This is a genomic window from Micromonospora sp. A200, from assembly GCF_029893845.1.
GTDB lineage: Bacteria > Actinomycetota > Actinomycetes > Mycobacteriales > Micromonosporaceae > Micromonospora > Micromonospora purpureochromogenes.
Genome location: NZ_JARXXY010000006.1, coordinates 27,883 through 52,403, shown reverse-complemented (window position 1 = coordinate 52,403; position 24,521 = coordinate 27,883). Strand labels below are relative to the sequence as shown.

The following is a 24,521-nucleotide window of genomic DNA, read 5'->3' as shown; positions in this document are numbered from 1 at the left end:
GCCGGTCACTTGTCGATGTCGCCGACCACGAAGAACATCGAGCCGAGGATGGCGATCAGGTCCGGCACCAGGGTGCCGGGGAGCAGGCTGGCCAGCGCCTGCACGTTCGCGTACGACGCGGTGCGCAGCTTGAGCCGCCACGGGGTCTTCTCGCCCCGTGAGACCAGGTAGTAGCCGTTGATGCCGAGCGGGTTCTCGGTCCAGGCGTAGGTGTGCCCCTCAGGCGCCTTGACCACCTTGGGCAGTCGGGTGTTCACCGGCCCGGTCAGCCGGTCGACCCGGTCCAGGCACTGCTCGGCGAGGTCGAGTGAGGCGTACACCTGGTCGAGCAGCACCTCGAAGCGGGCGTGGCAGTCCCCGGCGGTGCGGGTCACCACCGGCACGTCGAGCTGGTCGTAGGCGAGGTAGGGCTCGTCGCGGCGCAGGTCCAGGTCGAGGCCGGAGGCGCGGGCGACCGGCCCGGAGGCGCCGAACGCGGCGGCGTCCGCGGCGGAGAGCACCCCCACCCCGACGGTACGGGCCAGGAAGATCTCGTTGCGCCGGATGAGCCGGTCCAGGTCGGGCATCCGGCGGCGGACCTCACCGATCGCGGCGCGGGCCCGGCCGGTCCAGCCGGCGGGCACCTCCTCCTTGAGGCCGCCGACGCGGTTGAACATGTAGTGGATCCGGCCGCCGGAGACCTCCTCCATCACCGCCTGGAGGGTCTCCCGCTCGCGGAACGCGTAGAAGACCGGGGTGATCGCGCCGATCTCCAGCGGGTATGAGCCGAGGAACATCAGGTGGTTGAGCACCCGGTTCAGCTCGGCGAGGGCCATCCGCAGCCAGGTGGCCCGCTCGGGCACCTCCATGCCCATCAGCCGCTCGACGGCGAGCACCACGCCCAGCTCGTTGGAGAACGCCGACAGCCAGTCGTGCCGGTTGGCCAGCACGATGATCTGCCGGTAGTCGCGTACCTCGAAGAGCTTCTCCGCGCCCCGGTGCATGTAGCCGACGATCGGCTCGGCCGCGACGACCCGTTCGCCGTCGAGCACCAGCTTGAGCCGGAGCACCCCGTGCGTGGACGGGTGCTGGGGGCCGATGTTGAGCACCATGTCGGCGCCCAGTTGCTCGCCGCCCGCGCCGGTGCCGACGGTCAGCTCGCGGAGGTCGCCGGCGTCCGTGGTCATGTGGGTCATCGTGCCATGAACGCCGCCGGGTCGACGCCGACCGGTTGCCGCAGCCACCAGTGCCCGCCGAGGCCAGCCGGTTCGGTCAGCTCGGCCACCGTCGAGGCGGCGGCCAGCGCCCGCAGGTAGCCGGCCGGGTCGCTGCCGGCCAGAGTGAGCGGCGGTCGGCCGCCGTCGGCCCCGAGCGCCCGCAGCGCCTCCCGCTGCGACACCAGCGTGTACGCGCACCCGGCGACCCGCGCGCCGGCGGCGGCGACCGAGTCCACGGCGACGTGCGCGGTGACGTCGCGGGAGCCGTCGGGTACGGGTGGCACCTGCCGGCCGGCGCGGTACCCGGTCAGCGTCCCGTCCACCGGCCGCTCCTGCCGCAGGTGTCCGTAGTCGACGGCCAGCGCGAGTCCCCGGTCGAGCCTGCCGACCGCGTCGGCCCAGGCGTCGTCCCTGGTCCGGCCGATCTCGGCCCGCCCGGCGGTCACCGGGGCGGGCCACCAGCGGTGCAGCCAGTCGACGTCGGCGGCGTCGACCCGGTCGCCCACCGACTCCGCCCCGCTCGCGGGGTCGACGAGCAGGTACCGCCAGCCGTCCTCGTCGTGCACCGCGACGTCGAGCGGGACGTTGTCCAGCCATTCCGTGGCGACCAGCAGGCCGGTGACCCCGTGCGGGATCTCGTCCCGCCAGTCGATGCCGGCGGGCAGGTCGTCGGGGCGGGGCGCCCGCTCGACGGCGGTGAGCCGCACCCGGCGGGCGAGCGGCACCGGCGCGGCGGGTGACGGCGCGGCGGCGGCCGGGGCGGTCGGGGTTTCCGGGGAGGCCGGATGCCCGTCGGCCCCCACGGCCCGGGCGAGGGCGCGCAGCAGTTCGCCCCGGCCGGCGCCCACGTCGACCACGTCCAGCCGGTCGGGCCGGCCCAGGGCGGCGTCCACCCGTTCGACCAGGCGGGACAGCGCGGTGGCGAGGACACCGGGGGCGTGCGCGCTGGTCCGGAAGTGGGCGGCGGGTCCGGCGCCGGCGACGAAGAAGCCGGCCGGGCCGTAGAGGGCGGCGTCCATGGCGTCCCGCCAGCGCATCGAGTTCATCCCGCGTTCAGGGTGCGTCACCGTGCCGACCCTACGGTCAGCCGGTATGAGACGACTGTTCATCCCCGCCCTGGCGGTCGTGCCGATGGTGCTGGCCGCCGTCCCCGCCGGCGCCGCGCCGACCCACGGGCCCCGGGAGGTCCGCGCGGTGGCCGAGACCCCCTCCCAATTCGACGACGAGGCCGGCGGGGACGCCGACGCCGACGACCCGGCGATCTGGGTGCACCCGACGGACCGGGCGGGCAGCCTGGTGGTGGCCAGCGCGAAGAACGGCGGCCTGCGGGTGTACGACCTGCGCGCCGGGGAGCGGCAGCGCATCGCCACTCCGCCGGCGCCCGGCCCGGAGCACGAGTCCGGCCGGTTCAACAACGTCGACCTGGTCTCCGGGTTCCGGCTGGCCGGCCGTGCCACCGACCTCGCCGTGGTCACCGACCGGGGCCGGGACCAGCTCCGCTTCTACCGGATCGACCCGGGTACCCGGCTGCTGACCGACGTCACGGCGGCGGACGTGCCGTTCGCTTTCAGCGCGGACCAGGCCGAGGTCGACGAGCAGCGCACCGCGTACGGGCTGGGCACCTTCACCGACGCCGACGGCGCCGCGTACGCGGTGGTCAGCCGGCGCAGCACCCCGGAGGTGGGGCTCTTCCGGCTGGTCGCCAGGGGTGACACGGTCAGCTACCGGCGGGTGGACCGGCTGACGCTGCCGTCGACGTTCACCCTGCCGACCGGCGCGCGCTGGTCGCCGTGCACCGACCCGGGCGACGGGCCCCAGGTGGAGGGCACCGTGGTCGACCCGGCGACCGGCGTGGTGCACCTGGCCCAGGAGAAGGTCGGGCTGTGGCGGACCCGACTGGCGGGCGGTCGGTTCGCCGGCGGTCTGACACCGGTCGAGCGGGTCCGCGAGTACGGCGTCCCGGCGGCCTTCGACGTCGAGGAGGACGACTGCGTGACCGACTACGCGGCCGACCCGGGCTTCGGTGGCCGGATCGCCCAGGACGTGGAGGGGCTGACCATCCACCGGACCGGCCGGTTCACCGGCACCCTCGTCGTCTCCAGCCAGGGCGACGACACCTTCTACACCTACGACCGGCGCACCGACCGCCCGACGGGCCGGTTCGCGGTGGTCGACGGCCGCGTGGACGGGGCCCAGGAGTGCGACGGCGCGGCGGTGACCGCCACCCCGCTGCCGGGCTTCCCCGGCGGCCTGCTGGTGGTGCACGACGGCCACAACACCCCGGAGTCCACCGGCGCGGACGGCGAGGCCCGCCCGGACACGGACTTCAAGTTCGTCGACGCCGGTTTCCTGCGCGCCCTGGGCTGAGGCTCGGGACCGGGTCGCCGCCACCGTCGGGGCGTGCGGCCCGGTCCGCCGCCGGATCCGTACCGGACGGACCGGACGTCCGGGAGCCGGGCCGGCGGGGCGGCACTGTAACCGCGGCGCGTGGTCCCCGCCGCCCGGAAACCGCCCGCCCACCGGCCGGTGAAGGTTTTCACACACTCTTGTTAGGGCTCCGTAACCCCAGCGCATACTTGCGATCGACCGGTACCCCCTTCGAGGACTGGATCGTTGCCATGAGCGCACCGCTGCGCCCGAGTCCGGGCGCCCCGCGTGAGGCCGCCGTTCCCGCGGGCGGCGCCCCTGCCGGCGCCCCGCTCGTCTTCCCCCGCACCCTGACCGTCGGCATCATCGGCGCCGGCCGGGTCGGTGCGGTGCTGGGCGCGGCGCTCGCCGCCGCCGGCCACCGGGTGGTCGCCGCCGCCGGCGTCTCCGGGACCGCGAAGGCCCGGATCGCGCTGCTGCTGCCCGGCACCCGCAACCGCTCGGCCACCTCGGTCGCCCGCGCCGCCACCGACCTGCTGCTGATCGCCGTCCCGGACGACGCGCTGGCCGGCGTGGTCGCCGGGCTGGCCGAGACCGGGGCGCTGCGCCCCGGCCAGGTGGTCGCCCACACCTCCGGCGCGCACGGCCTGGCCGTGCTGGCCCCGGCCGCCGCCGTCGGCGCGCGCCCGCTGGCGCTGCACCCGGCGATGACCTTCACCGGTACGCCCGACGACCTCGGCCGGCTGGCCGGCATCTCGTACGGGGTGACCGCCCCGGCCGAACTGCGCCCGCTCGCCGCCCGGCTCGTCGCCGACCTGGGCGGGGTGCCGGAGTGGGTCGGCGAGGCGGACCGCGCGCTCTACCACGCGGCGCTGGCGCACGGCGCGAACCACCTGGTGACCCTGGTCAACGAGGCGGCTGACCGGCTGCGCGACGCCGGAGTGGCCCAGCCCGAGAAGGTGCTGGCCCCGCTGCTGCGGGCGGCCCTGGAGAACGCGCTGCGGCTCGGCGACGACGCGCTGACCGGCCCGGTGTCCCGGGGTGACGCGGGCACCGTGCGACGGCACCTGGAACGGCTGGCGGAGACCGCCCCGGAATCGGTGGCCCCCTATCTGGCGTTGGCCCGACGGAGCGCCGATCGGGCGATCGCGGCCGGTCGGCTGCGGCCGGTGGACGCCGAGTCGCTGCTCGACGTGCTGGCCGGGATCCATCGGGAGGTGGCGGCATGACGGAGCTGGTGCACACCCGGGCCGAGCTGGCGAAGGCGCGGGACGGACTCAAGGGCACCGTCGGCGTGGTGATGACCATGGGCGCGCTGCACTCGGGGCACGAGACGCTGCTGCGGGCGGCCCGGGAGCGGGCGGACCACGTGCTCGTCACGATCTTCGTCAACCCGCTGCAGTTCGGGCCGAACGAGGACTTCGACCGCTACCCGCGCACCCTCGACGCCGACCTGGAGATCTGCCGCCGGGCCGGGGCCGACGTGGTGTTCGCCCCCGCCGTGTCGGACATGTACCCGGACGGGCAGCCGGCGGTCCGGGTGAACCCGGGGCAGCTCGGCGAGGACCTGGAGGGGCAGAGCCGACCCGGCTTCTTCCACGGGGTGCTGACCGTGGTCATGAAGCTGCTCCAGCTCACCCGCCCCGACCTCGCCTTCTTCGGCGAGAAGGATTACCAGCAGCTCACCCTGGTCCGCCGGATGGCCCGCGACCTGGACATCCCGGTGGAGGTGGTCGGCGTGCCGACCGTCCGCGAACCGGACGGGCTGGCCCTGTCCAGCCGTAACCGCTACCTCTCGCCGGAGCAGCGGCGGACCGCGCTGAGCCTGTCGGCCGCGCTGCGGGCCGGCGCGACCGCCGCCGAGCAGGGCCGGGACGCCGGGGAGGTGCTGGCGGCCGCGCACCGGACGTTCGCCGCGGTCGGTGCCGACGCCCGGCTGGACTACCTGGTGCTCACCGATCCGGACCTGGAACCGGGTCCGGTGGCCGGCCCGGCCCGGCTGCTGGTCGCGGCCTGGGTGGGTGACACCCGTCTGATCGACAACATGGCGATCCGACTCGCCCCGCGTTCCTGACCACCTGACCACCACACCCGCTGAGAGGCGACCGATGTTCCGGACCATGCTCAAGTCGAAGATCCACCGGGCCACGGTGACCCAGGCGGACCTGCACTACGTCGGCTCGGTCACCGTGGACCAGGATCTGCTCGACGCCGCCGACCTGCTCCCCGGCGAGCAGGTGGCGATCGTGGACGTGACCAACGGGGCCCGGCTGGAGACGTACGTCATCCCCGGTGAGCGGGGCAGCGGGGTGATCGGCATCAACGGCGCGGCGGCACACCTGGTGCACCCCGGCGACCTGGTCATCCTCATCTCGTACGGTCAGATGGACGACGCCGAGGCGCGCTCGTACCGGCCCCGGGTGGTGCACGTCGACGCCGACAACAAGGTCGTCGACCTGGGCGCCGACCCGGCGGCCGTGGCTCCCGGCACCGCCGGTGATCCCACCCCCAGCCCGCTGGCCGTGCTGGGCTGAGCGCACTTCCGGTCTGTCACCGGAAGGTCATTGTTGGTTACCCTGGGCGGACCGTCGGGTTTGACGGTCGTCGGCTGGGGGAGGCCGCGATGCGCCGTGCGATGACGAGACCGGTCGCCGCGTTGATCGCCGGGGCCCTGCTCGCCGGGTGCGCCGCCGCCGCCGGAGTCGACGGGGACCTCACCGACGACTGGGCCGCCCCGGCGGCTGCCGGGCCGTTCACCCCCGAGGCCGGCGTCTGCCAGGTCGGCGACTTCACCGACACGGTCGCGCCGGACGCGTACGCGCCGGTGGACTGCGCCGTGGCGCACCGGGTGGAGACGGTGCACGTCGGGGCCTTCCCGGCCGGCCGGGCGGATCCGCCCGCCACCGGCTCGCCCGACCTGCGTGGCGCCTTCGCCGAGTGCGACGCGCGCGCCACCGGGTACGTCGGCGACGACTGGCGCGCCGGCCGGCTGCGGCTGGCCGTGGCGCTGCCCACCCGCCCCGGCTGGGCGGCCGGCTCCCGCTGGTACCGCTGCGACCTCAGCGAGTTGGCCACCGTCGAGGCGGCGGCGGCCGTGGTGACCCGCACCGGCAGCCTGCGTGACGCCCTGAAGGGCCCGTCGGCGCTGCGCCTGGGCTGCCAGCGCACCCGCACCGGCACCGGCCGGGGCGTGCAGGTGCTGCTCCCGGCGGAGTGCGCCACCGCCCACGACGCCGAGTTCGTCGGCGTGTGGAAGGCGCCCGACCGGCCGTACCCGACCCGGGACGCCGACTGGCTGCCGCTCTACGCCGGCTGCCGCAGCGTCCTCGCTCGGTACGTCGGCGTGCCGGACGACGCCGACCTGCGCTTCCGCAGCGGCGTGGTGGTCCGCCCGCCCGGTGCCGGCCGCTGGCGGGCGGGTGACCGGGGTGTCCGCTGCCACCTGTGGCTCAGCGACCGGACGGTGACCGCCTCGCTCAAGGGCGCCGGCCCGGCCGGGCTGCCCGTCCGGACGAAGTAGCGGACGCCGTAGTCCAAACCACTCGTCGTGCCCCCGCCGCCCGGGATGAGGGGCGTTCGGGTTGACTGTGTTCATGGACCTTCCGACCGTCGACCTGCCGGCCCTGCCCAGACTGTTGGCCGCGCCCGCGCCCGGCTGGGTGGAGACCACCGACGTGATCGTGGTCGGGTCCGGGGTCGCCGGGCTCACCGCCGCGCTGCACCTGCGCGAGGCCGGCCTGCACGTCACGGTCGTCACCAAGGTCAACATCGACGAGGGCTCCACCCGGTGGGCGCAGGGCGGCATCGCGGCGGTGCTCGACCCGACGGACACCCCGGGCGCGCACGCCCACGACACCGAGATCGCCGGCGTCGGGCTCTGCGACCCGGCGGCCGTGCGGGTGCTGGTGGAGGAGGGGCCGACCCGGCTCCGCGAGCTGATGCGCATCGGCGCGGAGTTCGACCGCAACCCGGACGGGTCGCTGATGCTCACCCGGGAGGGCGGGCACCGGGCGGACCGGATCGTGCACGCCGGCGGCGACGCCACCGGCGCCGAGGTGCAGCGCGCGCTGCACGCGGCGGTCCGCCGCGACCCGTGGATCCGCCTGGTCGAGCACGCCCTGGTGCTGGATCTGCTGCGCGCCCCCGGCGACGGCCCGGACGGCCTCGGCCCGGCCTGCGGCATCACCCTGCACGTGCTGGGCGAGGGCAGCGAGGACGGCGTCGGCGCGCTGCTGGCCCGGGCGGTGGTGCTGGCCACCGGCGGGATGGGGCAGGTCTTCTCGGCGACCACCAACCCGGCCGTCTCCACCGGCGACGGGGTGGCCCTGGCCATCCGGGCAGGCGCGGCGGTCACCGACGTGGAGTTCGTCCAGTTCCACCCGACCGCGCTGATCGTGCCGCAGGCGGCCCGGGTGCCCGGCGCCGGCCTCGCCCAGCAGCCGCTGGTCTCCGAGGCGCTGCGCGGCGAGGGCGCCCACCTGGTCGACGGTGACGGCAAGCGGTTCATGGTCGGCCAGCACGAGCTGGCCGAACTGGCCCCCCGGGACGTGGTGGCCAAGGGCATCCACCGGGTGCTGCTGGCCACCGGCGCGGACCACGTCTGGCTGGACGCCCGGCACCTGGGCGGCGACTTCCTGGCCGGGCGGTTCCCCACCATCGTCGCCTCCTGCCTGGCCATCGGCGTGGACCCGGCCACCGACCTGATCCCGGTCGCCCCGGCCGCCCACTACGCCTCCGGCGGCGTCCGTACCGACCTGCACGGCCGCACCTCCATCCCCGGCCTGTACGCCTGCGGCGAGGTCGCCTGCACCGGCGTGCACGGCGCCAACCGGCTGGCCAGCAATTCGCTGCTGGAGGGGCTGGTCTTCTCCCGCCGGATCGCCGAGGACATCGCCGCCGGGCTGCCCGAGCAGGCCCGGCCGGCGGAGACGGGCGCGTGGGTGGGCGGCGAGGGCTGGGTGGTGCCGGCCGAGGGCACGTCGGCGCTCCAGCGGGCGATGACCCGGGGTGCCGGGGTGCTGCGGTCGGCCACCACGCTGACCGGGACCGCCGCCGTCCTGGGCGAGCTGGGCCTGGGCCGGGGCACGCCGCGTACCGCCGACTGGGAGGCGACGAACCTGCTCACCGTGGCGTCGACCCTGGTCGCCGCCGCGTACGCCCGCCAGGAGACCCGGGGGTGCCACTGGCGGGAGGACTTCCCGGCCGCCGACGAGCGGTGGCGGGGCCATCTGCTCGGTGCGGTCGGTGCGCAGGGTCGGTTGACGTCCCGGTGGGAGGAGTTGGCGTGAGCGCGAGGAGTGAGCCGGTCTTGCGAGCCCCGCAGTCGCGAACGAAGGTGGTCCGGTGAGCGCGAGGAGTGAGCCGGTCTTGCGAGCCCCGCAGTCGCGAACGAAGGTGGTCCGGTGAGCGCGAGGAGTGAGTCGGTCTTGCGAGCCCCGCAGTCGCGAACGAAGGTGGACGCGTGAGGGAGTCGACGGAGCGGGCGTTGCGGGCCGGTGGCCTGGACCCGACGCAGGTGCGGGCGGTCGTCCTGGGGGCGCTCGCCGAGGACCTGGGGCCGGACTTTCTCGACGTGACCAGCGTGGCCACCATCCCCGACACGCAGACCGACACCGCCGACGTGGTCGCCCGCGCCGACGGCGTGGTGGCCGGGCTGGCCGTGGCCGCCGCGGCCTTCGAGCTGGTCGGCGAGGTGACCGGTGCGGACCGTACCGTCGAGGTGTCGCTGGTGGCCCGGGACGGGCAGCGGGTGGCGCGCGGCGACGTGCTGGCCACCGTGACCGGCCCGACCCGGCTGCTGCTCACCGCCGAGCGCACGGCGCTCAACCTGCTCAGCCGGATGTCCGGGGTGGCCACCCACACCCGGGCCTGGGCCGACGCCCTGGCCGGTACGAAGGCGATGGTGCTGGACACCCGCAAGACCACCCCGGGCCTGCGCGCCCTGGAGAAGTACGCGGTGCGTGCCGGCGGCGGCACGAACAAGCGGATGGGCCTGCACGACGTCGCCATGATCAAGGACAACCACAAGTTCGCCGCGGGCGGCATCGCGCCCGCCTTCCGCCGGGTCCGGGAGGCGTTCCCCGACGTGCCGGTGCAGGTGGAGGTCGACACCGTCGCCGAGGCGGTGGAGGCGGTCGAGGCCGGCGCGGATTTCCTGCTGCTGGACAACATGACCCCGGAGACGCTGCGGGAGGTGGTCGCCCGGGTGGGTGACCGGGCGGAGCTGGAGGCGACCGGCGGACTCACCCTCGCGGTGGCGGCCGAGTACGCGGCCACCGGTGTGGACTTCCTGTCGGTGGGCGCGCTGACCCACTCCTCGCCCATCCTGGACATCGCGCTGGACCTGAGGACGCCGTGAGCCTGGGCGCGGTGAGTCCGGCGCGGTGGGCCGGGCCGGCCGGCCGGCGGCTCGGCGGGTTCGCCCCGCCGGGCGGCGTCTAGGCTGCGCGTGTGCTGCTCTGCATCGACATCGGAAACACCAACACCGTGCTGGCGACCTTCGACGGCGACAAGCTGGTGCACTCCTGGCGGATCAAGACCGATGCCCGGTCCACGGCGGACGAGCTGGGTCTGATGTTCCGCGGGCTGCTCGCCGGTGACGCGGTGGAGATCACCGGGGTGGCGGCCTGCTCCACGGTTCCGGCGGCGCTGCGCTCGCTGCGGTCCATGCTGGCCCGCTACTACGCCGACCTGCCCAGCGTGATCGTCGAGCCGGGGGTGCGCACCGGCGTCCAGCTCGCGATCGACAACCCCAAGGAGGTCGGCTCGGACCGGGTGGTCAACACCCTCGCCGCGTACACCCTCTACGGCGGTCCGTCGATCGTGGTCGACTTCGGCACCACCACGAACTTCGACGTGATCAGCGGCCGGGGGGAGTTCCTCGGCGGCGCCTTCGCCCCGGGCATCGAGATCTCGTTCGACGCCCTGGCCGCCCGGGCCGCCCAGCTGCGCAAGGTGGAGGCGACCAAGCCCCGGTCGGTGATCGGCAAGAACACCGTCGAATGCCTCCAGTCCGGCCTCTACTTCGGCTTCGCCGGGCAGGTCGACCGGATCGTCGAGCGGATGACCGAGGAGCTGGGCGAGGTGAAGGCGGTGATCGCCACCGGCGGGCTGGCCTCGGTGGTGATCGGCGAGTGCCGCACGATCACCCACCACGAGCCGATGATCACCCTGATCGGCCTGCGGATGGTCTACGAGCGCAACACCTGACCCCGGCCGCCGGGGCCGGACGCCGCCCGGGGGTCAGCGCCGCCGGGCCCGGAAGACGAGCGTCCGGTACGGCAGCTCGACCGTCTCCCGTCCGGCCAGGTCGGGGTGGGTGGCGAACAGCTCCCGCAGCTCCGAGTCGACCCGCTGCCGTTGCCGGGGCGTGGCGGTCAGCCAGTTCGAGCGGGTACGCAGCATGCCGACCACCTCGACCGGGGTGAGCGTGGCCCGGTGGGCGAACTCGCCCAGCTCGACCGCGCCGAAGGCCGGGCCCAAGTCGGTGACCTTCTCGGTCAGGTCGCCGGCGTCGTCGTGCGTCTCGGCGATCCGGTCCAGCTCGGCCACCCAGCCGACGCTCCCGTCCCGGGTGTTCCAGATCGGGGCGAACGTCCCGCCGGCCCGGAGCACCCGGGCGATCTCGGCGTGCGCCCGCTCCTTGTCGAACCAGTGGTAGGCCTGCCCCACCAGGACTGCGTCGGTCGTCCCGTCCGGCAGCGGCACCGCCTCGGCGCTGCCGGCCAGCGCGGTGCTGCCCGGCGTGGCGGCGGCCAACTGGGCCCGCATCCCCGGATCGGGCTCCACCGGCAGCACCTCGTGGCCCAGGTCGAGGATCGCGCGGCTGAGGATGCCGGTGCCGGCGCCGAGGTCGACCACCCGGGCCGGCGCGTCGACGCCCGCCAGGGCCCAGCGGACGGCGGACTGCGGATAACGGGGCCGAAACCGGTCGTAGTCGGTGGCGGCCGCCCCGAAGCACAGCGCGGGAGTGGGGTCGGTCATGGGCGGCAGGTTATCCCGTAACGGCGACCTGGGCGCTTGAGTACGCTCGGGGGCTGACCCCGCCGATTTCTCCTTTCTGAGGACAGTGCCGTGATCGAGCAGAACGCCGTGCCAGTGGACCCCGCCGACGACCTTCCCGAGCAGATGAAGGTCCGCCGGGAGAAGCGGGACCGGATGCTCGCCGAGGGCATCGAGCCGTACCCGGTCGGTTTCCCCCGGACCAGCACGCTGGCCGAGGTCCGCGCGAAGTACGGCGAGCTGCCCACCGACACGGCCACCGGCGACCAGGTCTCGGTCACCGGCCGGGTGATCTTCGTACGGAACACCGGCAAGCTCTGCTTCGCGACGCTGCGCGACGGCGACGGTACCGAGCTCCAGGCCATGCTCTCCCTGGACCGGGTGGGCGCCGAGCGGCTGGAGGACTGGAAGCGCCTGGTCGACCTCGGTGACCACGTCGGGGTGACCGGTGAGGTGATCACCAGCCGCCGGGGCGAGTTGTCCGTGCTGGCACAGGAGTGGGCGGTCACCGCCAAGGCGCTGCGCCCGCTGCCGGTGGCGCACAAGCCGCTGAGCGAGGAGGCCCGGGTCCGCCAGCGCTACGTCGACCTGGTCGTCCGCCCGCAGGCCCGGCAGATGGTGCGTACCCGGGCGGCGGCGGTGCGCAGCCTGCGCGATTCGCTGCACGGGCAGGGATTCATCGAGGTCGAGACCCCGATGCTGCAGTTGCTGCACGGCGGGGCGGCGGCCCGCCCATTCGTGACCCACAGCAATGCGTTGAACACCGATCTGTATCTGCGAATCGCGCCGGAACTGTTTCTCAAGCGGGCCGTGGTCGGCGGCGTCGACCGGGTCTTCGAGATCAACCGCAACTTCCGTAATGAGGGCGTCGACTCCTCGCACTCGCCCGAGTTCGCGATGCTGGAGACCTACCAGGCGTACGGCGACTACGACACGATGGCCGAGCTGACCCGCAATCTGGTGCAGCAGGCGGCGATCGCGGTCAGCGGCTCGACCGTGGTGACGCACGCCGACGGCAGCGAGTTCGACCTGGGCGGCGAGTGGCGCTCGGTGACGCTGTTCGGGGTGCTTTCCGAGGCGCTCGGCGAGGAGGTCACGGTCCGCACCGAACGGTCCCGCCTGGTCGAGTACGCCGACAAGGTGGGGCTCGCCGTGGACCCGAAGTGGGGCCCGGGCAAGCTGGTCGAGGAACTGTTCGAGGAGCTGGTCGTGCCGGGCCTGCAGGCCCCCACCTTCGTGCGCGACTACCCGGAGGAGACCAGCCCGCTGACCCGGGCGCACCGCAGCGAGCCGGGGCTGGCCGAGAAGTGGGACCTCTACGTCCTCGGCTTCGAGCTGGGCACCGCGTACTCCGAGCTGGTGGACCCGGTGGTGCAGCGGGAGCGGCTGGTCGCCCAGGCGCAGTTGGCCGCCCGCGGCGACGACGAGGCCATGCGGCTGGACGAGGACTTTCTGCGCGCGATGGAGTACGGAATGCCGCCGGCCGGCGGTATGGGAATGGGAATCGACCGGCTTCTGATGGCGCTGACCGGTCTCGGAATTCGGGAGACCATCCTCTTCCCGTTGGTCCGCCCGGAGTGAGTCGGAAGCTTCTCCGGCTCGTTACGGCATCCTATTGACGCGTCGAGCGCCACGCGGGTTATTGTGCTCCTATTGCAGGAGCACCCTGCTCGAAAGGAATGTGGGACGTGGCCAAGCAGATCATTCACAAGCTGGTCGATGACCTGGACGGCGGGGACGCGGACGAGACCGTCAAGTTCGCCCTCGACGGCGTCCAGTACGAGATCGACCTGTCGAACTCCAACGCCGAGAAATTGCGCGACGTATTCGCGCCGTACGTGGCGGCGGGCACCCGGGTCGGTCGGGGCGGCGTGGTCGTGGGTGGCCGGGCGGCGCGGGGCCGGGGCGGCGCCACGGCCGACCGCGAGCAGAACAAGGCGATCCGGGCCTGGGCCAAGAAGGCCGGCAAGGAGATCTCCGACCGGGGCCGCATCCCGCAGGAGATCGTCGACGAGTACCACGCCAAGGCGGGTCACTGACGCCAGCGCCAGGGGCGACACGACGCCGGGCCGGAGCACCCCTCCGGGCCGGCGTCGCCGTTTTCCCGGCCGGTGGTCGGGTGGGGCCGGTGTGCTCGCTGTGACCAACGGGGCTTGGCGGTCGTGAGTTGCCGCCTGCGGCGCGGCGCTGCGGTCCGGAATTGCCGCCTGCGGCGCGGCGCGGCGGTGCCGGGGCGGATGCCGGGCGGGCGGGAAGATTCCCGCCGGGGGCGGCGTTGTCCACAGGCGGTGGAGGATCTGTCCACAGCCTGTGGACGAGCCACCGGTCCGCCGGGGAGCTTCCGCACCCGGGGCGAATTTCGCTCTGCGCGTACAGGTCGGGGTCCCGGAACACCTCCTGAGCGCGGATGGTTGGTCAAAACGACGTCAGAACGGCTCATCGCGGGGACACACGACCTCAGCGGAGTCGGTCGGCGGCGATAGAGTAAGGAGGCACGGACGCCCGTCCCGGACGTCCGCGCACCGGCCCCGCCAAGATCTAGAACATCAAGGCGCACGGCACGTGAGGAGCACGAGGGCATGTTCGAGCGGTTCACCGACCGAGCGCGACGGGTTGTCGTCCTGGCCCAAGAAGAGGCCCGGATGCTCAACCACAACTACATCGGTACGGAGCACATCCTGCTGGGCCTCATCCACGAGGGTGAAGGCGTCGCGGCAAAGGCCCTGGAGAGCCTCGGCATCTCCCTCGAGGGCGTCCGCCAGCAGGTCGAGGAGATCATCGGCCAGGGCCAGCAGGCGCCGAGCGGGCACATCCCGTTCACGCCGCGGGCCAAGAAGGTGCTGGAGCTGTCGCTGCGCGAGGCGCTGCAGCTCGGCCACAACTACATCGGCACGGAGCACATCCTGCTCGGTCTGATCCGCGAGGGTGAGGGCGTCGCCGCCCAGGTGCTGGTCAAGCTCGGCGCGGACCTCAACCGGGTCCGCCAGCAGGTGATCCAGCTGCTCTCCGGCTACCAGGGCAAGGAGCCGGCCGCGGCGGGCGCCGCGCCGGGTGAGGCCGCGCCGTCGACCAGCCTCGTGCTGGACCAGTTCGGCCGCAACCTGACCCAGGCCGCCCGCGAGGGCAAGCTCGACCCGGTGATCGGGCGCGAGAAGGAAATCGAGCGGGTCATGCAGGTGCTCTCCCGCCGTACCAAGAACAACCCGGTCCTGATCGGTGAGCCCGGCGTCGGCAAGACCGCCGTGGTGGAGGGGCTGTCCCAGAAGATCATCAAGGGCGAGGTGCCCGAGACGCTCAAGGACAAGCAGCTCTACACGCTGGACCTCGGCGCTCTGGTCGCCGGTTCCCGCTACCGCGGTGACTTCGAGGAGCGCCTCAAGAAGGTGCTCAAGGAGATCCGCACCCGCGGCGACATCATCCTGTTCATCGACGAGATCCACACCCTGGTGGGTGCGGGTGCCGCCGAGGGCGCGATCGACGCGGCGAGCATCCTCAAGCCGATGCTGGCCCGTGGCGAGCTGCAGACCATCGGCGCGACCACTCTCGACGAGTACCGCAAGCACCTGGAGAAGGACGCCGCTCTCGAGCGCCGCTTCCAGCCGATCCAGGTGGGTGAGCCGTCGCTGGCCCACACCATCGAGATCCTCAAGGGCCTGCGCGACCGGTACGAGGCGCACCACCGGGTGAGCATCACCGACGCCGCTCTCGTGGCAGCCGCGACCCTGGCCGACCGGTACATCTCGGACCGCTTCCTGCCGGACAAGGCGATCGACCTGATCGACGAGGCCGGTGCCCGGATGCGGATCCGTCGGATGACCGCGCCGCCAGACCTGCGCGACTTCGACGAGCGCATCGCCCAGGTGCGCCGCGACAAGGAGTCCGCGATCGACGCGCAGGACTTCGAGCGCGCCGCCCAGCTGCGTGACAAGGAGAAGCAGCTCCTCGGTCAGAAGGCGCAGCGGGAGAAGGAGTGGAAGGCCGGTGACCTGGACGTCGTCAGCGAGGTCGACGACGAGCAGATCGCCGAGGTGCTCGGCAACTGGACCGGTATCCCGGTCTACAAGCTGACCGAGGAGGAGACCTCGCGCCTGCTGCGCATGGAGGACGAGCTGCACAAGCGCGTCATCGGCCAGGAGGACGCGGTCAAGGCGGTCTCGAAGGCGATCCGGCGTACCCGGGCCGGCCTGAAGGACCCGAAGCGTCCGTCCGGCTCGTTCATCTTCGCCGGCCCGTCCGGCGTGGGTAAGACCGAGCTCTCCAAGGCGCTGGCCGAGTTCCTGTTCGGCAGCGAGGACGCCCTCATCCAGCTGGACATGTCCGAGTTCCACGACCGCTACACGGTCTCCCGGCTGGTGGGTGCCCCTCCCGGCTACGTCGGGTACGACGAGGGTGGTCAGCTGACCGAGAAGGTGCGGCGTCGGCCGTTCTCGGTGGTCCTCTTCGACGAGATCGAGAAGGCCCACCCGGACGTGTTCAACACGCTGCTCCAGATCCTGGAGGACGGTCGGCTCACCGACGGTCAGGGTCGGATCGTGGACTTCAAGAACACGGTCATCATCCTGACCACCAACCTCGGTACCCGTGACGTCGCCAAGGCGGTGTCGCTGGGCTTCCAGGCCTCTGAGGACTCCGAGTCGAACTACGACCGGATGAAGCAGAAGGTCAACGACGAGCTCAAGCAGCACTTCCGGCCTGAGTTCCTGAACCGGATCGACGACACCATCGTCTTCCACCAGCTGCGTGAGTCGGAGATCCTCTCGATCGTGGACATCATGATCCAGCGGATCGAGGGCCAGCTGCGCAACAAGGACATGGGCCTGGAGCTGACCGACAACGCCAAGAAGTACCTGGCGAAGAAGGGCTTCGACCCGGTGCTGGGTGCCCGTCCGCTGCGTCGCACGATCCAGCGCGACATCGAGGACAACCTCTCGGAGCGGATCCTCTTCAACGAGCTGACCCCGGGTCAGATCGTGGTGGTGGACTGCGAGGGCGACCCGGAGAACATCGACAAGTCCAAGCTGGTCTTCCGCGGCTCGGACCGGCCGGCCGAGGTGCCGGACGCCGTTCCGGCCGACCTCGGTGGCGCGGCCACCGCAGGGGCGGACGAGTAAGGACGACAGCACGAGGGCGGCGGCCCCGGACGGCGAAAGCCATCCGGGGCCGCCGCCTTTTGGCATGCCCGATCCCGGCGTGCCCGGCCGCGTGATCCACTCGCTTTTGCGGCGTGTCGCGGCGCCGGACACCGCGACACACCACAAACGGCGTCGAAGCCGGGCCAGGCATCCGGAGCCGGGGTGCCGAGCGATCCGATCGTCACGACTTGCGGTGTGTCGCGGTGTCCCTGGCGCCGGACACCGCGACACGCCGAAAACGGCGTCGATCACCGGGCCCCCGGGCGGCGCGGCCCGGCGGAGGCGGGGGTCAGGGGCGGGGGAGTGGGGTGGCGGGGCCGTCGCCGACCAGGCGGAAGGCGGCCTCGCCGACCGGTTCCACCAGTCCGTCGGTGACCAGCCCGGCCAGCGCCCGCGCCCGCTGCACGTCGTCGCTCCACACCTGGTCGAGGCGCTGGTGCGGGACCGGGCCGGTGGTCTCCCGGAGCACTCCGAGCAGCAGCCCGCGCACCTGCCGGTCGGTGCCGGCGTACCGCTGGGGGCGTCGGGTCGGGCCGGCGGGCGCCTCCTGGCCGGAGGCCCGCCACGCGCAGACCGACTCGACCGGGCAGGCCGGGCAGCGCGGCGAGCGGGCCGTGCAGACGACCGCGCCGAGTTCCATGAACGCCGCACTGGCCAGCGCGGCGGCGGCCGGTTCGAGCGGCAGCAGCTCCTCGCAGGCGACCAGGTCGGCCGGTCGGGTGGCCAGTCCGGCGTCCGACTCGCCGGCCACCGCCCGGGACACCACCCGCCGGACGTTGGTGTCCACCACCGGGTGCCGTTGCCCGTACGCGAAGGCCGCCACCGCCCGTGCCGTGTACGTGCCGACGCCGGGCAGCGCCAGCAGCTGGTCCAGCTTGTCGGGCACCGCGCCGCCGTGCCGTTCCACGATCGCCACCGCGCAGTCGCGCAGCCGTACCGCCCGACGGGGGTAGCCGAGTCGGCCCCACATCCGGATCGCCTCGGCCGGCGGGTCGGCGGCCAGCGCGGCCGGGTCGGGCCAGCGGTCCAGCCAGGCCCGCCAGGCGGGCAGCACCCGGACCACCGGGGTCTGCTGGAGCATCACCTCGCTGACCAGGATCGCCCAGGCGCCGACCCCGGGCTCGCGCCAGGGCAGGTCGCGGGCGTTCTCCTCGTACCACCGGCTGACCAGGGTGGCGAAAGTCGGTTCAGTCATCGCGTCGCCGATGATGTCACGCGGGACGGTCCCGCTGGATGGGCGACCCGGGCGGGGCGACGCGGCCCGCCAGCGCGGATCGTGCAGAATGCCCGGATGAACGAGCTCGCGATCACCGTCATCGGCCGGGACCGGCCGGGCATCGTGGCCGACGTCGCCGAGGTGCTCGCCCGGCTCGGCGCGAACCTCACCGACTCCACCATGACCCGGCTGCGCGGTCACTTCGCGATGACCCTGATCTGCGTCGGCCCGGCCGCCGCAGAGGTGGAGGCCGCCCTGGCCCCGCTCGCCGCCGACGGCCAGCTGCTGGCCACGGTACGCGCGGTCACGCCCGACGGGGTGGCGGCGCGGGCCGGGGAGCCGTACGTGATGGCGGTGCACGGCGCGGACCGGATGGGCATCGTGGCGGCGATGACCCGGGTGCTCGCCGACGCCGGCGGCAACGTGACCGACCTGAGCACCCGGCTCGCCGGTTCGCTCTACGTGGTGGTGGCCGAGGTGGACCTGCCGCCGGGCAGCGCGGACGAGCTGGCCGGACGCCTCGCGGCCGCCGCCGCCGAGCTGGGCGTCGAGGTGTCCCTGCGGCCGGCCGACCCGGACCTGCTGTGAGCGAGGAGGAGTACGCCGGCCTCGGCGACTGGACTCCGGAGACGCTGGCCCTGCCCGGCGAGGTACGTCAGGTGGTCGCCGCCCCGCACCCGGTGCTGAGCCGGCCCGGTGGCGCGGTCGACCCCACCGCGGTGGAGACCGTCCAGCTGGCCGCCGACCTGATCGCCACCATGCGGGTCTCGCCGGGCTGCGTGGGGCTGGCCGCGCCGCAGGTGGGCGTGGGCGCGCAGGTGTTCGCCGTGGACGTCACGGGTCACCCGAAGACGGTCACCGTGCACGGCACCTTCGTGCTCTGCAACGCGCGGGTGGTCGAGGCGACCCGGTGGAAGCCGGGGCGGGAGGGCTGCATGTCGGTGCCGGACCTGACCGGGGACGTGAAGCGGGCCAGCCGGCTGGTGGTGGAGGCCGACCTGCCCGGCACCGGGAAGCCGGTGCAGCTGGTCACCGACGGCTTCGAGGCGCGCGCGCTGCAACACGAGATCGACCACTGCTCGGGGCTGCTCTTCCTCGATCGGGTCGCCGGCGCGCACGCCGTCTACCAGCGAAAGGTCTACCTGTGACCGGCCGCCGCCGGCCGTCGTGAGTGGAGGGTGGAGGCGGTGATCCGGGCGGTGTCCGGCGCGTCGCGACGGGTCGGAGTGCGGTGCGCCGCTACGGTGGGGGCATCATGCGTCTGACGGTCGGTCCTCTGCCATCCGCCGTGTACTGGCGGCGTCGAGCCGTCGTACTCGGAGCGGGGCTGCTCTTCCTGATTGTCCTGCTCTATTCCTGCAACCAGTCGGGGGACACCGCCACGACACCGCGGGCGAGGTCCACCCCGACGTCGCAGGCCGTCGATCCGGCACCGACCGGTTCGGTGCCCGCGTCCGGGTCCGCCGCAGCGACGGCCACGCCGGAGGCGCCGGACTCCGGGGGCGGTCCGGCCGGTGACCCGGGTACGACCACCGCGCCGCCGGCCGCGCCGCCCGTCGTGCCCGCCGGCCCGACCGTGGTCGACGACGGCACCTGCACGGACGCCGAGCTCAGCGTGACGTCGCAGGCGCTCCCGTCCGAGGTGCGCCGGGGCGCCCTGGTCGACCTGACGCTGCGGGTCAAGAACACCGCCCAGCGGACCTGCAGCCGGGACGTCGGGGCCGACCTCCAGGAGCTCTACGTCAAGCGCGGCGCGGAGAAGGTCTGGTCGTCGGACACCTGCGGCACCGGCAAGGGCTCGGACGTGCAGTCGTTCACCCCGGGCTTCGAGCGCTCCTACCAGCTGACCTGGAACGGCAAGGACGTCAGCCGGTGCGCCGGCGGGGTGGCCGCCGGGCCGACCCCGCCCGCCGGGACGTACCAGGTCTTCGCCCGGGTCGGCACCAAGCTCAGCGAGCCCGTGAAGCTGGTCATCACCGGCTGACCGGACCGGTCAGACGTACCGCTCCAGGATGGACGCCTCGGCGAGCCGGGACAGCCCTTCCCGTACGCCCCGGGCCCGGGCGTCGCCGACCCCGTCGACGGCCTGGAGGTCCTCCACGGTGGCGCCGAGCAGCCGCTGGAGGCTGCCGAAGTGCACGACCAGCCGGTCGACGATCGCCACCGGCAGCCGAGGCACCTTGGCCAGCAGCCGGAAGCCGCGCGGGCTGACCGCCGCGTCGAGGGCGTCGGTGGCGGCCGGGTAGCCGATCGCCTTGGCCACCGAGACCAGGTCGATCAGTTCGGTGGCGCCGAGCAGGTCCAGCTCGACCAGCGCCTCGTCGAGGGTGCGCGACTTGCGGCCGGTGGGCAGGTAGTCGCGGATGACCAGGGTGCGGTCGGCGTCCACGCCGGCCATCAGCTCGTCGAGCTGGAGGGCGAGCAGCCGGCCGTCGGTGCCCAGCTCCACCACGTACCCGGCGATCTCGTCGGCGATCCGGCGGACCATCTCCAGCCGCTGCACCACCGCGACCGCGTCGCGGACGGTGACCAGGTCCTCGATCTCCAGCGCGGAGAGGGTGCCGGAGACCTCGTCCAGGCGGAGCTTGTAGCGCTCCAGGGTGGCCAGCGCCTGGTTGGCCCGGGACAGGATGGCCGCCGAGTCGTCCAGGACATGCCGCTGGCCGTTGACGTAGAGGCTGATGATCCGCATGGACTGGCTGACCGAGATGACCGGATAGCCGGTCTGCCGGGCGACCCGCTCCGCGGTGCGGTGCCGGGTGCCGGACTCCTCGGTCGGGATGGACGGGTCGGGCATCAGGTGCACGCCCGCCTGGACGATCCGGGTGCCGTCGCTGGAGAGCACCACGGCGCCGTCCATCTTGCACAGCTCGCGGACCCGGGTGGCCGAGAACTCGACGTCCATCGGGAATCCGCCGGTGCAGATCTGGTCGACGACCTTGTCGTAGCCGAGCACGATCAGGGCGCCGGTGCGGCCCCGGAGGATCCGCTCGAGGCCGTCGCGCAGCGCGGTGCCGGGCGCCATCAGGGCGAGGTTCGCCCGCAGCGGATCGCCGGCGCTCCCGGCGCCCCCGGTCACGCTCACGCTGATCGGGCGGGCGGGCGAGCCCACGGCGCCGGTGCGGGCGTGGGGCGTCGCGCCGGCAGGCTTGGTGGTATCGCGGTCGATCGGCACGCGCACAGTCTACGGACTGCCGTGCGGTGGGTGCTGTCGTGGTTACTGTGATGTGCCACGGCGTCGGATCCCTGAAGTGTCGGCGGCTGTGCCGGGCCTGTCCGGTATGGCCCGTGCGGTCCGGCCCGGCGGCCACCGTGGGTCATTCGGCGGATGCGCGGGCGACACACTGCAGCGCCGAGCGCACATCCGTGACCTCCATCACCCGCATGTTCTCCGGGCCCGCCCCGGTGCTGCCGGGCCCGCAGCCCTGCGGCACCAGCGCCACCCGGAAGCCGAGCCGGGCCGCCTCCGCCAACCGGCGGGGGACCGCGCCCACCCGCCGCACCTCGCCGGTCAACCCGACCTCGCCGATCGCCACCAGGTTGGGCGCGATGGCCAGGTTCAGCCCGCCGGACGCGACGGCCAGGGCGACGGCCAGGTCGGCCGCCGGCTCCACCACCCGGATGCCACCGACGGTGGCGGCGAACACCTCCCGGTCGTGCAGCGTCAGCCGCTCGGTGCGGCGCTGGAGCACGGCCAACACCATGGCCAGCCGGGCCCCGTCCAGCCCGGAGACCGTCCGCCTCGGCGAGCCGGCGACCGTCGCGCCGATCAGCGCCTGCACCTCGGTGACCAGGGCCCGCCGCCCCTCCATCGCGACCGTCACGCAGGTGCCGGGCACCGGCTCCGAGTAGCGGGTCAGGAAGAGCCCGGACGGGTCGGCGAGGCTGCTGATGCCCCCCTCGTGCATCTCGAAGCAGCCGACCTCGTCGGCGGCGCCGAACCGGTTCTTGATGCCCCGGACCATCCGCAGCGACGAGTGCTTGTCGCCCTCGAAGTGCAGCACCACGTCGACCAGGTGCTCCAGCACCCGGGGACCGGCGACCTGGCCGTCCTTGGTGACGTGGCCGACCAGCACGGTGGCGATGCCGCGCTCCTTGGCGACGGCGACCAGGGCGGCGGTGACCGCCCGGACCTGGGTGACCCCGCCCGGCACCCCCTCGGTGCCGGTGGTGGAGATGGTCTGCACCGAGTCGAGCACCAGCAGCCCCGGCTTCACCGCGTCGAGGTGGCCGAGCACCGCGCTCAGGTCGCTCTCGGCGGCCAGGTAGAGCTGGTCGTGCAGGGTGCCCATCCGCTCGGCGCGCAGCCGGACCTGGCTGACCGACTCCTCGCCGCTGACCACCAGGGAGGGGCTGCCCGCGCCGGCGGCCCACTGCTGGGCCACGTCGAGCAGCAGCGTCGACTTGCCGACCCCGGGCTCGCCGGCGAGCAGCACCACCGCGCCGGGCACGAGGCCGCCGCCGAGGACCCGGTCGAGCTCGCTGACCCCGGTGGGCCGGGCCCGGGCGGGGGCGGCGCTGATCGTGGCGATCGGCCGGGCCGGCTCGGCCGGCAGCCGGGAGCTGACCACCCGGCCGGAGACCATCGGCCCGGTCACCGTGCACTCGACCACCGAGCCCCACTCACCGCACTCGGGGCAGCGCCCCACCCACTTGGGCGGCTGGTGCCCGCAGGCGTCGCACTCGTAGGCCGGGCGGGGCTCGCGGGCGGCTCGGCCGCGGGAGGCGCCGGAGGCCGCGCCACCCCGTGCCGGGGTCGATCGGGAGGTGGTCACCACAGGACGCTAACCCCCTGGTACGACGAAAACACCGCCGGCGTGGTGGTCACCACGCCGGCGGTGTCGACAGTTCCGTGCGGGGATCAGCCGCCGTGGCCGGAGCCGCCCTCCTCGCCACCGCCCTCGTGGCCGCCCTCGCGCTCGATGATCGGGGAGACCGGGGCGGCCGGGGTCAGCGGCACGCCGATCGGAGCGCCGGTCTGAATCGTCCTGCCGTTGCCGAAGTCGAAGGTCAGGTTGACCTGCTGGCCGACGCGCAGCGCCTCGGTCAGCCCGACGAGCTGGAGGTAACGCCCACCCTGCACGTTGAGCTGCACGTAGCTCTGCGCCGGGATCTCGAAGCGGGCCGGCTGGCCGGCCGGGGCCGAGGGGCTGGCCGAGGCGCTCTCCGACGGGCTGGCCGAGGCCGAGCCGGACGGCGACGGGCTCTCGGCGTGCGGCGACGGGCTCTCGGCGTGCGGCGACGCGCTCGCCGACGGCGCGGTGCCTTCCGGCGGGGGCGTCGAGCCCGGCTTGCCGGTGATCACGACCTCGCGCGCGCTGTCCGTGGTGACGGTCACGGTCACCGGGTCCCGGGTGTCGTTGTAGATCACGGCGTTGAGCGCGGCGTTCACGCCGGTGCGCAGGCCCTCGGTGCCGGGATACTCCACGTAGAGGCCGCGCACCTTGTAGGCGTTGTCCGGAGTCTGGACGTTGATGCCCTGGATCGACGGCGCCTTGTTGGCGGTCTCGGCCACCTGGCCGGCCCCGCATCCCGTCGCCAGCAGGGCGGTCGCCGCCGCCATGCCGGACAGCAGCAGGGCCGCCCGCCGGGAACCCCTGATCGAGCGCGTCACGTCGGTCCTCCTCGTCACGATCCCCACCCGGCCGTACCCCGGGCGCGGGGTGGTCATACCCGCGCAGACCGCGCTCCAGGGTAGTTGGGGCTGATCGACGGTCGCACGGCGACCCGGTATTGCCACCTGGCCGGGTGCCGGTCAGATCACCCGACCGCTCGCGACCAGCAGCACCACATCGATCAGGGCCACGACCATCACCGCCCGGAAGGCCGTCACCGGCCGTCCGCCGGCCTCGCCTGCGGCGCGCCGCCCGCCGTACCAGCCGAGCGGTGGCACCACGGCGGCGGCCGCCACGGCCGACAGGCCCAGCCAGGACGGCGGCCCGGGCGGCCCGACGACCAGGACGACCGTCGCGGCCAGCAGCAGCGCGGCGGCGGCGACCCGGCTGCCCGCCGGACCGAGCCGGTGCGGCAGCCCGCGCACCCCGGTGCGCGCGTCGTCGGCGAGGTCCGGCAGGACGTTGGCGAAGTGGGCCCCCGCGCCGAGGCAGGCCCCGGCGGCGACCAGCCACGCCGGTGGCGCGGGCGCGCCGGGCAGGGCCAGCACCACGAAGGCGGGCAGCGACCCGAAGGAGACCGCGTACGGCAGCACGGAGACCGGGCTGGACTTCAGCGGCCAGTCGTAGAGCAGCGCCGAGACCAGGGCGATCGTGACCCAGAGCGCGGCGGTCGGGTTGGTGGTCAGCGCCAGCAGCGGGGTCGCCAGGGCCGCGAGCATCGCGCCCACCGCCACCGTGCGCCGGCTCACCGCGCCCGCGGCGACCGGCTTGTCGGTACGCCCCACCGCGGCGTCCCGCCCGGCGTCCAGCGCGTCGTTGGTCCAGCCGACGGCGAGTTGGCTGGCCAGCACCGTCGCGGTGACCGCGGCGACGCCGGTCGGGGAGTGCCCGGCCCCCCACGCGAGCAGACCGGAGACCGCGGTGACCGCCGCGGACGGCTCCGGATGGCTCGCCCTGACCAGCCCTAACACCGTCGACGACATAAGGGAAGTCT

The 24,521-nt window shown here is 73.8% G+C and carries 22 protein-coding genes; 14 read left to right on the top strand and 8 right to left on the bottom strand.

The genetic code is table 11. From position 1 onward, the window contains the following. Positions 1–5: 5 nt before the first annotated feature. Together M2302_RS08070 and M2302_RS08065 are read right to left on the bottom strand one after the other, a co-directional pair. The gene (locus tag M2302_RS08070; RefSeq protein ID WP_280837293.1) at positions 6–1,175 is read right to left on the bottom strand and encodes an NADH-quinone oxidoreductase subunit D; all 1,170 of its coding nucleotides are present in this window, start codon (positions 1,173–1,175) and stop codon (positions 6–8) included. Next, on the bottom strand, positions 1,172–2,242 hold the full coding sequence (locus M2302_RS08065; protein ID WP_280837424.1) for an SAM-dependent methyltransferase: 1,071 nt from the start codon (positions 2,240–2,242) through the stop codon (positions 1,172–1,174). Before M2302_RS08065 ends, M2302_RS08070 begins: the two co-directional genes overlap by 4 nt. A gap of 46 nt (positions 2,243–2,288) precedes the next feature. On the opposite strand from M2302_RS08065, the gene M2302_RS08060 reads away from it, so the two are divergent. The 8 genes from M2302_RS08060 to M2302_RS08025 all read left to right on the top strand — a co-directional run bounded on the left by M2302_RS08060 (position 2,289) and on the right by M2302_RS08025 (position 10,772). Beyond that, on the top strand, positions 2,289–3,563 hold the full coding sequence (locus tag M2302_RS08060) for a phytase (RefSeq protein WP_280837292.1): 1,275 nt from the start codon (positions 2,289–2,291) through the stop codon (positions 3,561–3,563). A gap of 251 nt (positions 3,564–3,814) precedes the next feature. After that, positions 3,815–4,792: a DUF2520 domain-containing protein gene (locus tag M2302_RS08055; RefSeq protein ID WP_280837291.1), complete on the top strand. Its 978-nt coding sequence runs from the start codon at positions 3,815–3,817 to the stop codon at positions 4,790–4,792. Continuing rightward, complete coding sequence (gene panC / locus M2302_RS08050) at positions 4,789–5,637, top strand: pantoate--beta-alanine ligase (RefSeq protein ID WP_280837290.1); 849 nt, start codon at positions 4,789–4,791, stop codon at positions 5,635–5,637. The genes M2302_RS08055 and panC overlap by 4 nt, the downstream gene beginning before the upstream one ends. A 34-nt stretch (positions 5,638–5,671) precedes the next feature. Beyond that, positions 5,672–6,097, top strand: a complete 426-nt coding sequence (gene panD / locus M2302_RS08045; protein WP_280837289.1) for an aspartate 1-decarboxylase — start codon at positions 5,672–5,674, stop codon at positions 6,095–6,097. Positions 6,098–6,186: 89 nt separating this feature from the next. Next, complete coding sequence (locus M2302_RS08040; RefSeq protein WP_280837288.1) at positions 6,187–7,083, top strand: septum formation family protein; 897 nt, start codon at positions 6,187–6,189, stop codon at positions 7,081–7,083. 73 nt (positions 7,084–7,156) lie between these two features. After that, positions 7,157–8,851, top strand: coding sequence for an L-aspartate oxidase (locus tag M2302_RS08035; protein ID WP_280837287.1), 1,695 nt, complete (start codon positions 7,157–7,159; stop codon positions 8,849–8,851). A 173-nt stretch (positions 8,852–9,024) separates the two neighbouring features. Then, positions 9,025–9,921, top strand: a complete 897-nt coding sequence (nadC, locus tag M2302_RS08030) for a carboxylating nicotinate-nucleotide diphosphorylase (protein WP_280837286.1) — start codon at positions 9,025–9,027, stop codon at positions 9,919–9,921. A gap of 92 nt (positions 9,922–10,013) precedes the next feature. After that, a complete protein-coding gene (locus M2302_RS08025; protein ID WP_154941384.1) occupies positions 10,014–10,772 on the top strand; it encodes a type III pantothenate kinase in 759 nt (252 codons plus the stop codon). A 33-nt stretch (positions 10,773–10,805) separates the two neighbouring features. Here M2302_RS08025 and M2302_RS08020 read toward each other — a convergent pair whose 3' ends face one another. After that, positions 10,806–11,546: a class I SAM-dependent methyltransferase gene (locus tag M2302_RS08020; protein ID WP_280837285.1), complete on the bottom strand. Its 741-nt coding sequence runs from the start codon at positions 11,544–11,546 to the stop codon at positions 10,806–10,808. Between the two features lie 90 nt (positions 11,547–11,636). Here M2302_RS08020 and lysS point away from each other — a divergent pair, with 90 nt between their 5' ends. From lysS to M2302_RS08005, 3 genes are all read left to right on the top strand, one after another. Then, on the top strand, positions 11,637–13,145 hold the full coding sequence (gene lysS / locus M2302_RS08015) for a lysine--tRNA ligase (protein ID WP_280837284.1): 1,509 nt from the start codon (positions 11,637–11,639) through the stop codon (positions 13,143–13,145). A gap of 107 nt (positions 13,146–13,252) precedes the next feature. Next, positions 13,253–13,603, top strand: a complete 351-nt coding sequence (locus M2302_RS08010) for an Lsr2 family protein (RefSeq protein WP_348529409.1) — start codon at positions 13,253–13,255, stop codon at positions 13,601–13,603. A 540-nt stretch (positions 13,604–14,143) separates the two neighbouring features. Beyond that, the gene (locus M2302_RS08005) at positions 14,144–16,675 is read left to right on the top strand and encodes an ATP-dependent Clp protease ATP-binding subunit (RefSeq protein WP_088959962.1); all 2,532 of its coding nucleotides are present in this window, start codon (positions 14,144–14,146) and stop codon (positions 16,673–16,675) included. 310 nt (positions 16,676–16,985) lie between these two features. Here M2302_RS08005 and M2302_RS08000 read toward each other — a convergent pair whose 3' ends face one another. Further along, the gene (locus M2302_RS08000; protein WP_280837282.1) at positions 16,986–17,891 is read right to left on the bottom strand and encodes an A/G-specific adenine glycosylase; all 906 of its coding nucleotides are present in this window, start codon (positions 17,889–17,891) and stop codon (positions 16,986–16,988) included. Positions 17,892–17,987: 96 nt separating this feature from the next. Here M2302_RS08000 and M2302_RS07995 point away from each other — a divergent pair, with 96 nt between their 5' ends. The 3 genes from M2302_RS07995 to M2302_RS07985 all read left to right on the top strand — a co-directional run bounded on the left by M2302_RS07995 (position 17,988) and on the right by M2302_RS07985 (position 19,896). Then, positions 17,988–18,500, top strand: a complete 513-nt coding sequence (locus tag M2302_RS07995; RefSeq protein WP_154941390.1) for an ACT domain-containing protein — start codon at positions 17,988–17,990, stop codon at positions 18,498–18,500. Then, the gene (locus tag M2302_RS07990; protein ID WP_280837281.1) at positions 18,497–19,060 is read left to right on the top strand and encodes a peptide deformylase; all 564 of its coding nucleotides are present in this window, start codon (positions 18,497–18,499) and stop codon (positions 19,058–19,060) included. The genes M2302_RS07995 and M2302_RS07990 overlap by 4 nt, the downstream gene beginning before the upstream one ends. Positions 19,061–19,167: 107 nt before the next feature. Further along, positions 19,168–19,896 (top strand): hypothetical protein, encoded by a 729-nt coding sequence (locus M2302_RS07985; RefSeq protein WP_280837280.1) that lies wholly within the window; start codon positions 19,168–19,170, stop codon positions 19,894–19,896. Positions 19,897–19,905: 9 nt separating this feature from the next. On the opposite strand, the gene disA is transcribed toward M2302_RS07985, so the two are convergent. The 4 genes from disA to M2302_RS07965 all read right to left on the bottom strand — a co-directional run bounded on the left by disA (position 19,906) and on the right by M2302_RS07965 (position 24,510). Further along, positions 19,906–21,087, bottom strand: a complete 1,182-nt coding sequence (gene disA / locus M2302_RS07980; RefSeq protein WP_280837279.1) for a DNA integrity scanning diadenylate cyclase DisA — start codon at positions 21,085–21,087, stop codon at positions 19,906–19,908. Between the two features lie 142 nt (positions 21,088–21,229). Further along, a complete protein-coding gene (radA, locus tag M2302_RS07975) occupies positions 21,230–22,687 on the bottom strand; it encodes a DNA repair protein RadA (RefSeq protein ID WP_280837278.1) in 1,458 nt (485 codons plus the stop codon). A gap of 86 nt (positions 22,688–22,773) precedes the next feature. Further along, positions 22,774–23,526: a hypothetical protein gene (locus M2302_RS07970; RefSeq protein ID WP_280837277.1), complete on the bottom strand. Its 753-nt coding sequence runs from the start codon at positions 23,524–23,526 to the stop codon at positions 22,774–22,776. 141 nt (positions 23,527–23,667) lie between these two features. Continuing rightward, positions 23,668–24,510, bottom strand: coding sequence for a UbiA family prenyltransferase (locus tag M2302_RS07965; RefSeq protein ID WP_280837276.1), 843 nt, complete (start codon positions 24,508–24,510; stop codon positions 23,668–23,670). Positions 24,511–24,521: the final 11 nt, after the last annotated feature.